Origin of the sequence: Rhizobium mulingense (assembly GCF_029194105.1) — a bacterium.
In the GTDB taxonomy this organism is placed as follows: Bacteria; Pseudomonadota; Alphaproteobacteria; order Rhizobiales; family Rhizobiaceae; genus Rhizobium; species Rhizobium mulingense.
In genome coordinates this window covers 356,469-373,079 of sequence record NZ_JARFVE010000002.1, presented here as the reverse complement: position 1 = coordinate 373,079, position 16,611 = coordinate 356,469, and the positions used below count along the sequence as shown (strand labels likewise).

The window sequence follows — 16,611 nt, the reverse complement described above, 5'->3', positions numbered from 1 at the left end:
AAGGGCCGAAACATGATGTTTTGCCGGGCAGGACACATCTCGGGATGGATGGCGGCAGCCATGATCGCAGTCGCGGGCATCGTCATGCCCGCAGGCGCCGACGCCGGCATGGGCTATGCCGTCGTCCCGACGACAATCATCTACCCCGGGGATACATTATCGGCCAGCCAGCTTCAGGAGGTCGAGGTCACCAACCCCAACCTTGCCGGCGATTTTGCCAAATCGATCTCCCAGGTCGAAGGCCTGGTCTCCAAGCGCACGCTGCTGCCGGGCCGCACGATCGCGGTTTCGGGTCTGCGCGAACCCTATACGGTGACGCGCGGCTCTTCGATCCGCCTGGTCTTCTCTCTGGGCGCGATGACAATCTCGGCCGCCGGCACGCCGCTCGAAGACGGCGCCACCGGGCAGCTCATCCGCGCGCGCAATATGGATTCCGGCGTCATCGTCAGCGGCACGGTGCTTGCCGACGGCACGGTCCATGTGAGGGCAAAATGAGATTGTTGTTCCGTTTCCTGACCCTTGCCGCGGTTCTCGCCATGAGCCTGGCCGACGTCGCTCCGGCCTGGGCGCTGACGTCGCGCATCAAGGATATCGCCTCTCTCCAGGCCGGCCGCGACAATCAGCTGATCGGTTATGGCCTCATCGTCGGTCTGCAGGGCACCGGCGACGGCTTCCGGTCGTCGCCCTTCACCGAGCAGTCGATGCGGGCGATGCTGCAGAATCTCGGCATTTCGACGCAGGGCGGCCAGTCCAGCGCCAAGAACACCGCCGCCGTGATGGTCACCGCGAACCTGCCGCCGTTCGCAAGCCCCGGCAGCCGTATCGACGTGACGGTCAGCTCGCTCGGCGACGCGACGTCGCTGCGCGGCGGCACGCTCGTCATGACCTCGCTTTCCGGAGCCGACGGCCAGATCTACGCCGTCGCGCAGGGCGCCGTCATCGTCTCCGGCTTTCAGGCCCAAGGCCAGGCGGCGATCGTGACCGAAGGTGTGACCACCGCCGGCCGCGTGCCGGGCGGCGCCATTATCGAACGTGAGTTGCCCTCCCGCTTCAAGGATTCGGTCAATCTCGTGCTGCAGCTGCGCAATCCCGACTTCTCGACGGCGATCCGCATTGCCGACATCGTCAACGGTTATGCCTCGGCCCGCTTCGGCGGCCCGGTCGCCGAAGCCAAGGATTCGCAGGAAGTGGTGATCCAGAAGCCGCGCCAGGCCGATCTCACCCGGCTGATGGCGGATGTCGAAAACCTCATCGTCGAAACCGATACGCCGGCCAAGGTTGTGATCAATGAGCGCACCGGAACAATCGTCATCGGCTCCGATGTCCGCGTCTCGCCGGTCGCCGTCAGCTACGGCACGCTGACGGTCCAGGTCACCGAGACGCCGCAGATCATCCAGCCTGAACCTTTCTCGCGCGGCCGGACCGCGGTCCAGCCGCAGACCGATATCGCGGCTGAGCAGACCGGCGGACGCGTCGCTATCATCGACGGTCCCGACCTCAGGACCCTTGTCGCCGGCCTCAACAATATCGGTGTGAAACCGGATGGCATCATCGCCATTCTCCAGGGCATCAAATCGGCGGGCGCCCTGCAGGCGGAGCTTGTGCTGCAATGAAGACGATCCTGAACACCGACCTGACGGTCTTGCAATTGCTGCGCCGGCTGGCGCTCCCGGCAGCAGGCCTCATCCTTCTGTCGATCCCCGGCGCCTTCGCGCAGCAGCACCCGGAGGGAGACATCACGTCTGAGGACGAGATCAGGCAATTCTGCACCAACATTGCCGATCCCGCCCGCGACCAGCGTTACCTCCTGCAGAAGCAGGAACTGGAAAGGCTTCGCGCCGACATCGACGCCCGCATGGCGGAGATGGACAAGCGCAAGGCCGAATATCAGGATTGGCTGAAGCGGCGCGACGATTTCCTGAAGCAGGCGGAAGCCGGTCTCACCGAAATCTACAGGAAGATGAAGCCGGACGCGGCGGCGCTCCAGCTGCAGGATATGAAGATCGAGGTGGCCTCCGCCGTGATCATGCGGCTCGGCCCGCGCCAGTCGAGCCTCATCCTCAACGAGATGGACCCGCAGAAAGCAGCCTCCATCGCCAGCGTCATCGCCAGTGCGTCCGATCCCAATACGTCGAAGGATCCTTCATGAACATGCGTTTCCCGGCCGCGATCGCCGCTCTCGCACTCCTTGCAGGCTGCCAGTCTCCGACGGCGGTCAGCGAGATCGGCCGCGCGCCCGCCATGAGCCCGATCGGTAGCGGCCTTGCCTATGGCCAGACGCCGCAGATGGCGCTCTATCCGAAGCAGCCGCGCGCCGTCGCGCAGGGTTATTCGCTGTGGAGCGATTCGCAGGCCGCCCTGTTCAAGGACGCACGCGCGCTCAACGTCGGCGACATCCTGACCGTCGACATCCAGATCAACGACAAGGCCTCCTTCGACAACGAGACCAACCGCAGCCGAACGAATTCGAGCGGCATGAACTGGGACATCAACGCCCAGATTTTCGGCTGGACGCCTGAATCCAAGACCGACCTGACCTACGGCTCCGACACCAGCACTGACGGCAAGGGCAAGATCGAGCGCACCGACAAGATCACCCTTCTGGTCGCGGCCGTCGTCACCGGCATTCTCGAAAACGGTAACCTCGTCATATCAGGCTCGCAGGAGGTGCGCCTGAACCAGGAGCTGCGCATCCTGAACGTCGCCGGTATCGTGCGTCCGCAGGACGTCAACGCCGAAAACCAGATCTCCTATGACAAGATCGCCGAAGCCCGCATCTCCTATGGCGGCCGCGGCCGCCTGATGGAAGTGCAGCAGCCTCCGCGCGGCCAGCAGGCCGTCGACCTTTTCTCGCCGCTTTGAGGCCGAACGACGATGGCAGACGCAGACTTAAGCGCAGGTCAACCGAAGAAGAAATCCGGCCCGCTGATGACGATCATCGGCGTCGCCATCCTGACCTTGCTCGGCGCCGGCGGCGGCTGGGCGGTCGGCACGATCGTCGCGCCCGAGATCAAGGGCGCCAAGGAGGCCGAACAGGCCAAGGAGGCCGAAGCCAAGAAGAAGGCCGAGGAAGGCCTGGCGCGCATCTCGACCGAGGCCAATAACGTCGTCCAGCTCGAACCGATCACCTCGAACCTCGCCTACCCCTCGGAAAACTGGGTGCGGCTGGAAGTCGCGCTGCTGTTCAACGGGCCGCCTGACGTCAAGGTTTCGGAGGATATTCATCAGGATATCCTCGCTTATATCAGGACCGTTTCGCTGCAGCAGATCGAGGGCCCGCGAGGCTTCCAATATCTCAAGGATGACATTCAGGAACGTGTTGACCTTCGCTCGCAAGGGCGGGTATCGAAGGTCATGTTCAGGACATTTGTCATCGAATGATTCGATTAATAATTTTCCTTGCCGCCATGATGGCGGTACCGGAACTGGCGGTGGCACAGCAGCTGCCGACTGACTTGTTGAATGTGCCGGTCGATGGCTCCGTCGCCGCCTGGATCATCCGCACCTTCGGCCTGCTGACCATTCTTTCGGTCGCGCCGGGCATCCTGATCATGGTGACGAGCTTCCCGCGCTTCATCATCGCTTTCTCGATCCTGCGCTCCGGCATGGGCCTCTCCTCGACGCCCTCCAACATGATCCTGCTGTCGCTGTCGCTGTTCATGACCTTCTACGTCATGTCTCCGACCTTCGATCAGGCCTGGCAGAACGGCGTGCAGCCGCTGCTTGCCAATCAGATCAACGAGACCGAGGCGGTCCAGCGTATCGGCGAACCATTCCGTACCTTCATGGCGGCCAATACCCGCGACAAGGATCTGGCGCTCTTCGTCGATCTGGCGCGCGAACGCGGCCAGACTATCCAGACATCGGATCCGATCGACTACCGGGTGCTGATTCCGGCCTTCATGATTTCCGAGATCCGCCGCGGCTTCGAGATCGGCTTTCTCGTCGTGCTGCCGTTCCTCGTCATCGACCTCATCGTCGCGACCATCACCATGGCGATGGGCATGATGATGCTGCCGCCGACCTCGATCTCGCTGCCGTTCAAGATTCTCTTTTTCGTGCTGATCGACGGCTGGAACCTCCTCGTCGGCAGTCTGGTGCGCTCGTTCAGCTGATACGCCGCCGCCCATCATTGGCCACAAGAAAACCCCGCCGGAGCGGTCCGGCGGGGTTTTCCATGCAAGTCGAACCCTTACTCGGAAGCGAAAGGGGCGGTGCGTGGCGGCAGCGCCGGAATGTCCATGTGCTCTGGGGCGAGATGCTGTTTGGCACGGTCGGCCATGATTTCGTAGGCCTGCTCCAGATGATTGCAGAAACGTTCGGCGTCGAAGAGTGGCGCGATATAACGCTTCTCCTTCAGGCGCGCCTTGTATTCGGCGATCCGCCCGGGATTCTGCGCCAGCTCGACGGCAAGATCCTCGTAGGCCTGCAGGTCGCCGGCAACGAGCTCGGGCAGATCCATTGCTCTCAGCAGACTCTCGCTGACGCGTGAGGCGAAATTGGTACCCTTCACGGTCAGAACCGGCAGGCCGCCCCAGAGCTGCTCCGAGGTGGTCGTGTGGCCGTTGACGGGGAAAGTGTCGATGCCGAGGTCGGCCGCCTGCTGGCGGTCTATATGTTGTTCATAGGGTGCGCGCGGGCAGAAGATGATCCGCTTGGGCGAGATGCCTGCCGTCTGGAAGTGCTTCAACAGGTTCGCCTGGTTGCGCGGCGTATTCGCCATCAGCCAGAGCACACTGTTCGGCGCCCGCTTGAGGATCCGGCACCAGCTGTTGATCGTCTCCGGCGTGATTTTGCGGTTGCCGTTGAACGAGGCAAATATGAAGGCCTCTTCCGGCAGGCCGAGCTGCTCGCGGGTGACCGGACGCGGCTTCGGACGATGCATCGGGTCGTTCGGCTGGTAGCTCTCCGGCAGCCGGCAAAATTTCTCGTGATAGAACGGCTTTGCGACTTCGGGCAGGACGGAATGGTCGCCGATGACGTAGTCGAGGTCGATGTTGACCGTGCTGCCGGGAAAACCGAGCCAGCCGACATGGACGGGTGCAAGCGGCAGGTTGAAGGCTGCCGCGCGGCTGCCTGACGTATGGCCCTTCAGATCGACCATGATGTCGATATTATGCTCGCGCACGACTGCCAGCACCGCCTGGTCGGAGAAGCCGTGAATGTCGACGATCCTGCCCCAGCGGCTGCGATCGGTCTCATTGTGCTTCAGATATTCCGGCCCGGTATGGCAGAAGAGCGTCACCTCGAACCGGTCCTTGTCATGCAGCTCGAGGATGCGCTGCAACAGCTTCATCGTCGCGTGGCGATCCCAGAAGTCCGACGACATGTAGCCGATCCGGATCTTGTTTGACCATGTGTGCGGCTGGTTGCGGCGGAAAGCTATCCGTTCCTGGTTGAGCGGCGTGGTGCCAATCGTTGCATACCTGTTGAAATCCTCGTTGCCGCACCAGTGCAGATGATAGAAGGGGTTGTCCTTGCGCAGGATCTCGAGATCGCCCTTTGCCAGGGCCCCGTCGATCACCGCCCGATGCTTGGCTGCCTCTTCGAAATCGTTGAATTCGCGGGCGAAAACAAGATGGAGAAAGCGGAAGGCGTGATTGCCCGGAAAACGCTTGAAGAGATTGCGCGCAAGCGTCTGGTTGGTTGCGTCGTTGAGATCGTCGCTGAGCAGCAGGGCCGCCAGGCGCATGTGATCGGGATTCATGCTTTCCGACAGCACCGTCTTGAACGGGCGGATGATATCCCGCTGCTGGCGCTTCAGATAGATCGCGGTGATGATGAAGGCGAGTTCGGCATCTTCCTGCGCCCTGCTGAGATTGCGCATGGCGATCAGCAGCGCTTCGTCCTCGTTGCCGGTCTCGTAGTAGAGCTTGGCAGCCTGTTTCTGATATTCGTAGGCGTTCGGTCCTTCGCAATTGCCGGCCAGGCCATAGGCTTTCGCGGCATCGGCTTTGAAGCCGAGTTGCACGAGGTTCTTGGCCAGCAGCGCGTAGGTCTTGGCGTCCTGATGGATATCCATGAGCTGGTTGAGCGTCGCCAAGGACTGTGTGTAGCGGCCCGCCTGATAGTCTCTGGATGCCGCAGAGAACGAAACTTTGCTGTTCAAAACCCAACTCCGTGAAGGAAATGTTCTGGCATGGCTGTCGATCGCCCGGCGTAGGCACGGACCGTCCTCCCCGAAAACGGTCGGATGATCCGATGGTGCTATCCCGGCACCTGCCACATTGCCATCCGAAGCTTGCTTGAAACCGGTGCGTCTGATGAAGACGCTTCCTTTCGGGAGGGGAAACGGTTTCTTTCCCGGTATGTTAGCATGCGAAGAAACAGATTCAGCCGATATTAACTATGCGATGGAAGGCGCCGGCACGACACCTAGATTTTTAAGAAGTTGGCAAGCAATGGCTGCGAGATTGCCCTGGACATGACGGGTTTGGGCCAAACAAACAGGCGCCAAGTAGCATGAAGCTGGTCCGTCATCGCCGGTACTACAGTCCGGTATGTCCTCCTTTTTGTATCTAGTTTCCAGGGGACAGATTTATGACAAGCATTAACACCAATTCTTCCGCAATGGCTGCTCTGCAGACGCTGCGCAGCGTCAACCAGAACCTCAACAGCACGCAGAACCACGTTTCTTCTGGTTACCGCGTTGAAAAGGCTTCGGACAACGCTGCTTACTGGTCGATCGCAACGACCATGCGTTCGGACAACAAGGCTCTCTCGGCTGTTTCCGACGCTCTCGGCATGGGTGCCGCCAAGGTCGATACCGCTTACACCGCAATGGACAGCGCCATCGACGTCGTCGGCGACATCAAGGCCAAGCTGGTCGCCGCCACTGAAAACGGCGTCGACAAGGCCAAGGTCCAGGAAGAAATCAGCCAGCTGCAGGAGCAGCTGAAGAGCATCGCGCAGTCGGCCTCCTTCAACGGCGAAAACTGGGTTGCCGGCGCTGACGGCACCAAGAGCGTCGTTTCCTCGTTCGTCCGCGACGGCTCCAACGCCGTTTCGGTCACCACGACCGACTATGTTCTCGACGACGGCTCCGCAGGCAACGTTCTGTTCGGCATGAGCAACGGCACAGTCGAAACCTCCACGGGTATCCTCGGCACCTCGAATGGTGCGACCGGTTCGATCTACGCGATGGACATCACCAACTTCACCGCCGGCCAGATCCAGACGGCTCTGACCAATGTTGAGGCGGCTCTGAAGTCAATGACCAGCGCCGGCGCTGCTCTCGGCTCGCTCTCCAAGCGCATCGACAGCCAGGACGACTTCGTCTCCGCGCTCAGCGACTCGATCGACTCGGGTATCGGCCGCCTCGTCGATGCCAACATGGAAGAAGAATCTTCCAAGCTCAGCGCTCTGCAGACCCAGCAGCAGCTGGCGATCCAGTCGCTGTCGATCGCGAATTCCTCTTCGCAGAACATCCTGTCGCTCTTCCGCTAAAAAGCGGTCGGCACCAGGTTTCCAAGTTTCGCGGCCGGGTTATCCCCGGCCGCGAAATGTTTTAATATAAGGTTAATAAAAAACTTTCTAAGTCTCAGATATTTTTACACTATTTCCATTTCCGATTTAGTTTTCCTTAACCATCTTGCTGTTTTCTAGCCCGATCGAAACGGCGAGTTGACCTTAACGACAATGGTTAACAGGCATGATGCTGATCGCTGTGGGCCGGCCGAAAATCCGGAATGTCCCTTCTTAAAATCTGCCAACAAGGGGCAAGCAAACTATGACGAGCATCAACACCAATAACGCTGCAATGGCAGCCCTCCAGACTCTCCGTGGCATCAACCAGGGTCTCCAGACGACCCAGGCTCACGTTTCGTCCGGCTATCGCGTTGGCCAGGCTTCCGACAACGCCGCCTACTGGTCAATCGCAACGACCATGCGTTCGGACAACAAGGCTCTGTCCGCCGTCTCCGACGCTCTCGGTCTTGGCGCCGCCAAGGTCGACACCGCTTACTCCGCCATGGACAGCGCCATCGACGTCGTCGGCGACATCAAGGCCAAGCTGGTTGCCGCCACTGAAAACGGCGTCGACAAGGCCAAGGTCCAGGAAGAAATCAGCCAGCTGCAGCAGCAGCTCCTGAGCGTCGCTCAGTCGGCTTCTTTCTCCGGTGAAAACTGGGTTGCCGGCGCTGACGGCACCAAGAGTGTCGTTGCGTCCTTCGTCCGTGACGGCTCCAACGCCGTTTCGGTCGTGATGACCGACTACATTCTCGACGACGGCTCCGCAGGCAACGTTCTGTTCGGCATGAGCAACGGCGCGGTCGAAACCTCCACGGGCATCCTCGGCACCTCGAATGGTGCGACCGGTTCCGTCTACGCGATGGACATCACCAACTTCACCCTCGGCCAGATCCAGACCGCTCTGACCAACGTTGAATCGGCCCTGAAGTCCATGACCAGCGCCGGTGCTGCTCTCGGTTCGATCTCCAAGCGCATCGAGCTTCAGGAAAACTTCGTGTCGGCTCTCAGCGACTCGATCGACTCCGGTGTTGGCCGTCTCGTCGATGCCAACATGGAAGAAGAATCCTCCAAGCTCAGCGCTCTGCAGACCCAGCAGCAGCTGGCCGTCCAGTCGCTGTCGATCGCGAACTCCTCGTCGCAGACCATCCTGTCGCTGTTCCGCGGCTAATAGCTCTCGGAAACATCGGCCCGCCGATCTCCGGCGGCGCCACACAATCGAGCCGCGCTTCGATGGAGCGCGGCTTTTTTATTTCCGTTAACGATCGATTAACCATAATGCTGTTTTCTCTGGTCAACGAGACGGCGGGTTAACCAAATTTAAAAACCGGTTAACAGGCATGAGGCTGGTCCCCGTTCCCGGTAGCTATCCGGAATGTCCCTTTTTTCCATTTGCCAACAAGGGGCAATCATTTCATGACCAGCATTTTGACGAACGTTGCGGCGATGGCCGCTCTTCAGACACTCCGCGGAATCAATGACGGCCTCGAGGCTACGCAGAACCGCGTATCGTCGGGTTATCGCGTCGAAAAAGCGTCCGACAACGCCGCCTACTGGTCAATCGCAACGACCATGCGTTCGGACAACAAGGCGCTTTCCGCCGTCTCGGATGCGCTCGGCCTCGGCGCCGCCAAGGTCGACACCGCTTACTCCGCCATGGACAGCGCCATCGACGTGATCAGCGAGATCAAGGCGAAGATCGTCGCGGCAACAGAAAAGGGCGTCGATAAGACCAAGGTCCAGGAAGAAATCGGCCAGTTGCAGCAGCAGCTCCTGAGCATCGCGCAATCGGCTTCCTTCTCCGGTGAAAACTGGGTTGCCGGCGCTGACGGCACCAAGAGCGTGGTTTCCACCTTCGTGCGCGACGGCAACGGCAATGTCTCGGTCAAGACGACGGACTACATCCTGGACACGAGCTCCACGGGTAACGTTCTCTTTGGCATGACCTCGACTGGCACGATCGAGACGAGTTCCGGCATCATCGGCACGTCCTACGGCACCATCGGCTCGATCTACTCGATGGATATCAGCACCTTCGGTTCGGCTGAGATCTCCATGGCACTGACTTCGATCGAGGCCGGTCTGGAAGCGATGACCAAGGCGGCCTCCCAGCTTGGTTCGATTTCCACCCGTATCGAATTGCAGGAAAACTTCGTCGGCGCGCTCAGCGATTCGATCGACTCGGGCGTCGGCCGTCTCGTGGATGCCGATATGGAAGAGGAATCGAGCAAGCTGACAGCGTTGCAAACCCAGCAACAGCTGGCGATCCAGTCGCTATCGATCGCCAACTCCAGCGCGCAGAATATTCTCACGCTGTTCCGCAGCTAAATCAGCCGCTGAAGCTGGACCGAATCTTGCGCCGCCGTTCGGCCGCAAGCAGGAAATCTTCCGGACCGCGCCCGAAACGGCGCGGTTATTTCTTTAATATCAACTGCTTGACTTGCGAGACGATCCGCTTGCCGAGCTCGCAGCGTCGCTCTTGCCGAACAGGTTGATATCGAGTTAACTTCACCTTGAGTTGATTTGCTTTTGCGACACCCGGTGAAATTTCGCCGGAGGCATGAGGCCACTTCAGTCGCCGCCGGCAACCCGGCCTGCCCTTTTATCTTATTCCGAGACCCTGTCGATGACCGTTAAGATTACCAGCGCGGCCGCGGTGAATGCACTTGCAGTGCTGCGCAGCATCAACAAAGAAGCCAGCCAGACCCAGCAACAAGTGTCTTCGGGATATCGGATCGAGACGGCCGCCGATGATGCCTCTTACTGGTCGGTCGCGACCGTCATGCGCTCGGACAGCACCAATCTCGGCACGATCGGCGACGCGCTCGGTCTCGGCGCCGCCAAGGTGGATGCGACCTATACGGCGATGACTTCGGCGATCGATCTCGTCACCCAGATCCGCGCCAAGCTCGTTGCAGCAAGAGAACCTGGCACCGACAAGGACAAGATCAACGCCGAGATCAGCGAATACAAGGAGCAGTTGAAGACTGTCGTCGAATCGACGTCCTTTGCCGGCGAAAACTGGTTGCTGAACAGTGACAAGGCAGCGCCGCCGACTTGGTCGGTCATTTCGGGCTTCGTTCGCGCCTCGACCGGCGAATACCAGGCTCAGAGCATCGACTTCCCCTCATCGCAGACCATCCTCATCGACAAGAACAATGCGAGCGGCGGCCTGTTCACCAAGGCAATCGATGCCCAGGCGATCAACAATAGCGGCACGGGACCGCGGAACTATTACCTGCTGGACGCCGATTCGACGACGCCGGCAACGGGCACGGAAGTCGCGATCGACAAGAACACCACCGACGCCCAACTCGCCGACATGCTTGATGTGACCGACTCTCTGCTCTCCTCGCTGACGACGACATCAGCCTCGATTGGCGTGATGAAGGCGCGTATCGACGATCAAATCGATTACACCGCCGATCTGTCCGATTCGATCGATAAGAGCGTCGGTGCGCTCGTCGACACCGATATGGACGAGGCTTCGATCCGCCAGAAGGCGATCGAAACGCAGAAGCAGATGGCCGTCGAAGCGATCTCGATCCTCAACACGGCAGCAAGCAAGATCCTCATTCTGCTGGAATAGAGCTGGGCGCGATTACCGATGGCAGTGGCGCCATTCATCCTCGCGCAAGTTTGACTTCCTAGTTTCCGGCATGAAGGCATCGTCCGAAATCGTGCCGGCGCAAGGTCAGGCCCTTGTTCGCTGCGAAGGACATGTCGCGCGCAAGGTCATTTTGACGGGGGGCAGCATGCCGCGTGTCTCCCGGATGCTGGATGGTTTCAATGAGCATTTCGCTTTCTCGGTATTTGAAGGATTTCGGCGAACCGAAACCGTCAGCGCCGATTATCGATCTCGACAATTTGGCGGGAGATGTTTTTCCAGAGCCGCCGAGCGAACCGCCGGTCGACGTCGAGGCGGAGCGTCGCGATGCCTATGCGCAAGGCCATGCCGCGGCGACCGCTGATTTGACCGAGAAATACGCAAGCGAGGCGCGCGCTCTGGCTGAGGTCCATGCGCGCGAGCTCGAGGACCTGAAGATTCGTTATGAAGTGGAGGCGGCGGCGGTCATTGCATCCCGCGTCCGCGATATCGCCGAAGAAGTTGCTCAGCTCGTCAGCGCAGGCGCGGCCACGGCCATTGCGCCCGTCATGACGGAAGCGCTTGCGGCCAAGGCTGCCGAAAGTCTCGCCGCTTTGCTGCGGGAAGCGATTCTCGAAGGCGCGGCCGGACCGATCGTCGTCAGGGGGCCGACCAGCCTCTTCGACATATTGAAGGCCGAGCTCGGCAAACATGCTGCGGCGGTTCGACACATCGAGGCCGACGATGTCGATCTAGCCGTCGAAATCGGTGAATCCGTCATCGTCACCCGTATGTCCGCCTGGGCGGCCAGCTTGAAGAAAGTTCTCGAATGAGCGACGGCGAAAACCATCACCACGGCAGAAACGAGATCATTATCGTCAAGCGGCACGGCGGCGGTGATCACGATGGTGCCCACGGCGGTGCGTGGAAAATTGCCTATGCTGACTTCATGACGGCGATGATGGCTTTCTTCCTGGTCATGTGGCTGGTCAACGCCGCCAATGAGGAGACCAAGGCGGCGGTTGCGACCTATTTCAATCCGATCAAGCTTGCCGACGAAAAGCCGACGGAGAAAGGCCTGAAGAAGCCTGTCGATCATGCCGAGGGCGAGGAGAAGAAGGAAAAGTCGAAACAGAAGGAAGATAATCCGACCGAGGGCAAGTCCGCCGCCGATGGTGACGACCAGACATCGACTTCAGGCGACCAGACCAATTATTCCGAGGCCGATTTCTTCGAGAATCCCTATTCGGTTCTCGCCGAGATCGCTCAGGAGGTCGGCCAGCAGGCCAATGTCAGTGCCAAGGGCGATGGCGGCGCGGCCGATTCCGGCCCTGCCACCGGCGCCGAGGGCGGGCAAGCCTATCGCGATCCCTTCGATCCGGATTTCTGGACGAAGCAGGTCGAGGTGACAACGGCCGGAAAACCCTTGCCGCCCGGCAAGAGCCAGGAGCAGGCGACCGAGAGCGAGACGACGGAGATCGCCAAGGCCGAGGATATGAAGCCGGTGCCTTTGGCAGCCGATCAGAAGCCAGGTAAGGAACCCATGGAGACCAAGGAAACGACAGGCGCCGCCGAGGCCAAGGACGGCAAGGCGACGGACGGAAAGGCGCCTGAGGAGAAGAAGGCGGAAGCCCGCAAGGACGCCGAGCATCAGAAGGAAACCGACAAGAGCGCAACTGAGGCAGAGCAGCAGAAGAAGGAAGCTGAACAGCTTCAGGCGCAGATCGCGCAACAGATCGGTGGTGTTGCCGGCAAGCTCGCTGAAGGCCTTACAGTGACGGCAGCCGAAGGCGGTCTGCTGGTCAGCATCTCCGACCAGAACGACGATTCGATGTTCAATGTCGGTTCGGCTGTTCCGCGCCAGGAGATGGTGCTCGCCATGGAAAAGATTGGGACGGTCCTGAAGGAGAGGGGTGGCGCGGTCGCAATCCGCGGCCACACGGACGGGCGCCAATACAAGGGCGGGCAGAATGAGAACTGGCGACTTTCGATGGATCGCGCCCAGAGCGCCTACTACATGCTCGTGCGCGGCGGACTGGACGAGACGCGCGTCTCCCAGGTCTCCGGTTTCGCCGATCGTCGGCTGAAGCTCCCCGACGAGCCGTTCAACGCGGCCAACCGCCGGATCGAGATCCTGGTGCAGGCGGAATAGGGATAGTCGTATGGCGCGTCGGCAGCATCGCTACCTCGGATTTATGGCCCTCGGCCTGGTGATGCTTTCGCCTGCCGCTGGAAAAGCGCAGGATCCGGACGATCTCGCGCCCTACAAGATGCTGCGTTCGCTGCAGTTCGTGCAGGATTCCGTCGTCGCCGGCGATCATTCGGCCGGCGAAATGCAGCGCTTCATGCTGGGCACTATCGACGAGCGGCTGCGAACGGCCGATACAAAGATTTTCGATGACGACCGCAATGTCGATGCGGCGCTGATCTATACGATGAGCGGCGGCAATCCCCAGACGCTCGAATATTTGATCGCCCATGACGTCGACGGCTATTTCGACAACCGCGTTACCGATGTGCTGCGCAAATATCTGACCGGCAAGGGGCTGCTCGTCGCCAAGACGCTGGAGGAAACCGCCAGGGAATATCGCGACAAGAAGATCGGTCCATACCTGGCGCTGATCGGCGGCAACGTGCTGGTCGCCACGAAACCGACAGATGCGCTTGATCTCTACGACCAGGCGCGTCTTGCCGCGCCGGGCACGATCGTCGAGGAGGCGGCCTTGCGCCGTTCCCTCGCCATCTGCGTCGACAAGGGAATGCTCGACAAGGGGCTCGCCTATTCGCAGCGTTATGCCAGACGCTTCCTGCATTCGCCCTATGCCAGCCAGTTCGCCGATCTTTTCGTCAAGCTCGTCGTCGCCAATGATCGCGACGTGAAACCGCAGGATGTTGTCGATATCCTCTCCTTCATGGATGCCCCGCGCCAGCGCGAGGTCTATCTGCGAATCGCCCGCGCTGCCGCGATAGCGGGCAAACCCGAGCTGGCGCGCATGGCGGTCGAACATGTGCAATTGCTTGGCGCGGGCACCGACAATGCCTTCGGTCCGCTGGCGGATTTTTACGGCGGCATGGCCGGCCTTCCCACAGAGGATATCGATCAGGCGGCAAAGAACGTCAGCGGCATCAACGGCGAAATGCTTTCGCCGCGGGATCAGGCGCTGCAGGCGGCGGCGCGATCCGTCGCCGAGCAGATTCTGCGCGCGCCGGATCCGGCAAGCCTGACGCAAGCATCCGATCCTAATACTTCTCATCAAGAAATCACTTCTGACAAGGCTGCGGCGATAGCCATGCAAGCGGGAGCGCCAGGCGCGCATCCCGAGCCTGTTCCGGGAGGTGTGGCATCGACTGGCCAGAACCAGGATACCGACCCCTCATTCAACGCATTTGTGACGACCAGCCGATCCAAGCTCGACGCGATCGATGGTCTTCTGGCGCAGGAAGGCAACGAACAATGATGGATTTGAGCGTCTCGGGCGGAGCCTCTGGTGCTGAGGCGGCCGCGGCCGCGAAATCCGCCAAAGCGGCTGGTAAGGGTGATGCCGCTGGTCAGAAGGGCGACTTCTCCGATGTGCTTGCCAAGGCGAGCGGGAGCGCCGCCAACGACGCGCCCGACGGTGCGGAGCTGGATCAGGGCCCGGTTGCCGATGGCGACGCGGCGAAGGTGGCGCGGACGATCCGCAGCCGCGCCAAACCGCTGATCGATCTCAGCGACGCCGCGCTGAAGGCGCAGGCCGAGGTGCAGCCGGAAACGATCGCCAATGGCGAAAAGGCCGCCGCAAAGCCGGCAAAGGATCAGCGCAAATTGCCGGCCGATCTCGGCAAGCTCGATGCCAAGGATGCGTCTGCCGACGAAGCAGGGGAGGTGGCCAAAGGCGTCAAGCACGCCAGGAGTGACCTCTCGAAAACTGATGCGAATGCGGACGGCGAGTACGATGACGGCGGCATTTCGGACGTACTCGGCCTTCTGAAGCAGGAGCCCGCCGACGCGACGGCCGTCTTGCCGGCCGGAGCCGCGGCTCATCTCGCCGCCGCCAAGGCCGGGGAGGTCGGGCCTGTCGACAAGAAGACCGCAGCTGACGCCAAAACGAGCGGCCACGCATCCGACGCCCTGGCGGCCGTCAGCGGCAATGTCGAAGGAGTCAAGGCGGATGAGATCGGGGTTCCAGGGGCGGAGAACGCCGACGCCGCTGACGGCAGAACCTTCCGGCTCAGCCGCGCCGACGGCCGCGGGGTATCGATGGATGTTCACATAGGTGCGGATCAGGCCGGGCCGAAGGACGGCTCGAAGAAAGCCGAAATCGAAAACGTCTCCGTCCTCGAATCGCGCCGCTATATCGGCTTGGCGCAGAATAACAATTCCGCCGCCGTCACCGCCGCCCTCTCCGGCGATTCCGAATGGGCGCGCGCCATGGAGCCGGGTTCAGCGCTATCCAACGCGGCGGAATGGACGAGCACCGGCAAAGTGGTCAATACGCTGAAGATCCAGATGAACCCGATCGATCTTGGCCTGGTGACTGCAACCATGCGCCTGTCCGGCGACGCCCTGAACGTCGACCTCAAGGTCGATACTGGCGCAGCCTATAGGCAGCTGAAGGAAGATCACGGCAAGATCCTCGAAGCGCTGCGCAGTCAGGGTTATGCGGTCGACAACATCACCATCAGCATGGCCCCCGTCGAGCGTGGCGACGCCGGCAACCAGGCGGGCAGCCAGGGGCAGGCCTCCCAGCAGCAGTCGCTTCCCGAGCAGGGGCAGGGCGGAGCGGCGCGCGAGCGCCACAATCAGACGGCGCAACGGACGGATGGAGGCTTCAATGGCGCAGGCGAGACCGGTATTGAAGATGTTCCTGTTGGCCGGGCTGGCATGGGCGGCGCTGGCGGCGTTTACCTCTGAGGCAGCCGCTTCCACCGGTGCCTGCGAACAAGAAATCCAGTCGGCTGCCGCCAAATACGGCATCCCGGTCGGCATCCTCTATTCGGTCGGCCTGACGGAGACGGGTCGTAAAGGCTCACTCTATCCTTATGCCATGAACGTCGAAGGCAGGGCGATTTTTCCGCCCTCTGAACAGGATGCGATGAGGCAGTTCGATGTCGCCCGCAGAAGCGGGGCGAAGCTCATCGACATCGGGTGCATGCAGATCAATCATTATTATCACGGCGAGAATTTCGCTTCCGCCGAAGATATGTTCGATCCACATCGCAACGTCGAATATGCGGCGAAGTTTCTCCGCAACCTGCATGACCGTCATGAAACCTGGACGATGGCGGTCGCCAGATACCATGCAGGGCCCAATAACAACCCGGCGCAGAAGCAATATGTCTGCCGCGTCATCGCTAATTTGGTGGCCACTGGCTACGGTAAGTGGACTCCCAATGCGAGTAACTTCTGTCAAAATTGATTCAATCAAAAGTAGAAGAGCCGCAATGTGACGAAACTGTGTCATAATGTGGCGGGAATCCGGCGCTAAACCGATGTGCAAGTCACATTTAACCTCTCGTTAACTTTTCCACGAAACTTTTGTGTGGATATCTAGATGCAGCCACTATATGTAGATCAA

The 16,611-nt window shown here is 60.6% G+C and carries 16 protein-coding genes; 15 read left to right on the top strand and 1 reads right to left on the bottom strand.

Features of this window, described 5'->3' with window-relative positions:
• Positions 1–12 precede the first annotated feature (12 nt).
• Genes flgA through fliP form a run of 6 tightly spaced genes read left to right on the top strand, consistent with a single transcriptional unit; the run spans position 13 to position 4,115 of the window.
• Entirely contained in the window at positions 13–495 is a 483-nt protein-coding gene (gene flgA / locus PYR71_RS01925; protein WP_183914556.1) for a flagellar basal body P-ring formation chaperone FlgA, read from the top strand.
• Positions 492–1,613 (top strand): flagellar basal body P-ring protein FlgI, encoded by a 1,122-nt coding sequence (locus PYR71_RS01920; RefSeq protein WP_275618026.1) that lies wholly within the window; start codon positions 492–494, stop codon positions 1,611–1,613. Before flgA ends, PYR71_RS01920 begins: the two co-directional genes overlap by 4 nt.
• Positions 1,610–2,149: a MotE family protein gene (locus PYR71_RS01915; protein WP_275618025.1), complete on the top strand. Its 540-nt coding sequence runs from the start codon at positions 1,610–1,612 to the stop codon at positions 2,147–2,149. Before PYR71_RS01920 ends, PYR71_RS01915 begins: the two co-directional genes overlap by 4 nt.
• On the top strand, positions 2,146–2,862 hold the full coding sequence (gene flgH / locus PYR71_RS01910; RefSeq protein WP_183914560.1) for a flagellar basal body L-ring protein FlgH: 717 nt from the start codon (positions 2,146–2,148) through the stop codon (positions 2,860–2,862). Before PYR71_RS01915 ends, flgH begins: the two co-directional genes overlap by 4 nt.
• A gap of 12 nt (positions 2,863–2,874) precedes the next feature.
• A complete protein-coding gene (locus PYR71_RS01905) occupies positions 2,875–3,381 on the top strand; it encodes a flagellar basal body-associated FliL family protein (RefSeq protein WP_183914562.1) in 507 nt (168 codons plus the stop codon).
• Positions 3,378–4,115 carry a flagellar type III secretion system pore protein FliP gene (gene fliP, locus PYR71_RS01900; RefSeq protein WP_183914564.1) on the top strand — a complete coding sequence of 246 codons (738 nt, stop codon included), beginning with the start codon at positions 3,378–3,380 and terminating at the stop codon, positions 4,113–4,115. The genes PYR71_RS01905 and fliP overlap by 4 nt, the downstream gene beginning before the upstream one ends.
• Before the next feature lie 77 nt (positions 4,116–4,192).
• Here the strand turns inward: fliP and PYR71_RS01895 are convergent, their stop codons facing one another.
• Positions 4,193–6,109, bottom strand: coding sequence for an O-linked N-acetylglucosamine transferase, SPINDLY family protein (locus PYR71_RS01895; RefSeq protein ID WP_275618024.1), 1,917 nt, complete (start codon positions 6,107–6,109; stop codon positions 4,193–4,195).
• A 431-nt stretch (positions 6,110–6,540) separates the two neighbouring features.
• On the opposite strand from PYR71_RS01895, the gene PYR71_RS01890 reads away from it, so the two are divergent.
• From PYR71_RS01890 to PYR71_RS01850, 9 genes are all read left to right on the top strand, one after another.
• Positions 6,541–7,446: a flagellin N-terminal helical domain-containing protein gene (locus tag PYR71_RS01890; RefSeq protein ID WP_183914568.1), complete on the top strand. Its 906-nt coding sequence runs from the start codon at positions 6,541–6,543 to the stop codon at positions 7,444–7,446.
• Between the two features lie 283 nt (positions 7,447–7,729).
• Positions 7,730–8,638, top strand: coding sequence for a flagellin N-terminal helical domain-containing protein (locus PYR71_RS01885; RefSeq protein WP_183914570.1), 909 nt, complete (start codon positions 7,730–7,732; stop codon positions 8,636–8,638).
• A gap of 245 nt (positions 8,639–8,883) precedes the next feature.
• On the top strand, positions 8,884–9,795 hold the full coding sequence (locus PYR71_RS01880) for a flagellin N-terminal helical domain-containing protein (RefSeq protein WP_183914573.1): 912 nt from the start codon (positions 8,884–8,886) through the stop codon (positions 9,793–9,795).
• A gap of 298 nt (positions 9,796–10,093) precedes the next feature.
• Positions 10,094–11,056, top strand: a complete 963-nt coding sequence (locus tag PYR71_RS01875) for a flagellin N-terminal helical domain-containing protein (protein WP_275618023.1) — start codon at positions 10,094–10,096, stop codon at positions 11,054–11,056.
• A 200-nt stretch (positions 11,057–11,256) separates the two neighbouring features.
• Positions 11,257–11,886: a hypothetical protein gene (locus PYR71_RS01870; RefSeq protein WP_275618022.1), complete on the top strand. Its 630-nt coding sequence runs from the start codon at positions 11,257–11,259 to the stop codon at positions 11,884–11,886.
• Positions 11,883–13,205 carry a MotB family protein gene (locus tag PYR71_RS01865; protein ID WP_275618021.1) on the top strand — a complete coding sequence of 441 codons (1,323 nt, stop codon included), beginning with the start codon at positions 11,883–11,885 and terminating at the stop codon, positions 13,203–13,205. The genes PYR71_RS01870 and PYR71_RS01865 overlap by 4 nt, the downstream gene beginning before the upstream one ends.
• A gap of 10 nt (positions 13,206–13,215) precedes the next feature.
• Positions 13,216–14,511: a chemotaxis protein MotC gene (motC, locus tag PYR71_RS01860; RefSeq protein WP_275618020.1), complete on the top strand. Its 1,296-nt coding sequence runs from the start codon at positions 13,216–13,218 to the stop codon at positions 14,509–14,511.
• Entirely contained in the window at positions 14,508–15,947 is a 1,440-nt protein-coding gene (gene fliK / locus PYR71_RS01855; protein WP_275618019.1) for a flagellar hook-length control protein FliK, read from the top strand. The genes motC and fliK overlap by 4 nt, the downstream gene beginning before the upstream one ends.
• Positions 15,868–16,452, top strand: coding sequence for a lytic transglycosylase domain-containing protein (locus tag PYR71_RS01850; protein WP_409527250.1), 585 nt, complete (start codon positions 15,868–15,870; stop codon positions 16,450–16,452). The genes fliK and PYR71_RS01850 overlap by 80 nt, the downstream gene beginning before the upstream one ends.
• Positions 16,453–16,611: the final 159 nt, after the last annotated feature.

What these genes read in the sequence shown, in the direction of transcription:
- PYR71_RS01885 (WP_183914570.1), top strand. Translation starts at nt 7,730, where the DNA reads ATGACGAGCATCAACACCAATAACGCTGCAATGGCAGCCCTCCAGACT.
- flgH (WP_183914560.1), top strand. Translation starts at nt 2,146, where the DNA reads ATGAACATGCGTTTCCCGGCCGCGATCGCCGCTCTCGCACTCCTTGCA.
- PYR71_RS01920 (WP_275618026.1), top strand. Translation starts at nt 492, where the DNA reads ATGAGATTGTTGTTCCGTTTCCTGACCCTTGCCGCGGTTCTCGCCATG.
- PYR71_RS01905 (WP_183914562.1), top strand. Translation starts at nt 2,875, where the DNA reads ATGGCAGACGCAGACTTAAGCGCAGGTCAACCGAAGAAGAAATCCGGC.
- PYR71_RS01915 (WP_275618025.1), top strand. Translation starts at nt 1,610, where the DNA reads ATGAAGACGATCCTGAACACCGACCTGACGGTCTTGCAATTGCTGCGC.
- flgA (WP_183914556.1), top strand. Translation starts at nt 13, where the DNA reads ATGATGTTTTGCCGGGCAGGACACATCTCGGGATGGATGGCGGCAGCC.
- PYR71_RS01875 (WP_275618023.1), top strand. Translation starts at nt 10,094, where the DNA reads ATGACCGTTAAGATTACCAGCGCGGCCGCGGTGAATGCACTTGCAGTG.
- PYR71_RS01870 (WP_275618022.1), top strand. Translation starts at nt 11,257, where the DNA reads ATGAGCATTTCGCTTTCTCGGTATTTGAAGGATTTCGGCGAACCGAAA.
- fliP (WP_183914564.1), top strand. Translation starts at nt 3,378, where the DNA reads ATGATTCGATTAATAATTTTCCTTGCCGCCATGATGGCGGTACCGGAA.
- PYR71_RS01865 (WP_275618021.1), top strand. Translation starts at nt 11,883, where the DNA reads ATGAGCGACGGCGAAAACCATCACCACGGCAGAAACGAGATCATTATC.
- PYR71_RS01880 (WP_183914573.1), top strand. Translation starts at nt 8,884, where the DNA reads ATGACCAGCATTTTGACGAACGTTGCGGCGATGGCCGCTCTTCAGACA.
- PYR71_RS01850 (WP_409527250.1), top strand. Translation starts at nt 15,868, where the DNA reads ATGGCGCAGGCGAGACCGGTATTGAAGATGTTCCTGTTGGCCGGGCTG.
- PYR71_RS01890 (WP_183914568.1), top strand. Translation starts at nt 6,541, where the DNA reads ATGACAAGCATTAACACCAATTCTTCCGCAATGGCTGCTCTGCAGACG.
- motC (WP_275618020.1), top strand. Translation starts at nt 13,216, where the DNA reads ATGGCGCGTCGGCAGCATCGCTACCTCGGATTTATGGCCCTCGGCCTG.
- fliK (WP_275618019.1), top strand. Translation starts at nt 14,508, where the DNA reads ATGATGGATTTGAGCGTCTCGGGCGGAGCCTCTGGTGCTGAGGCGGCC.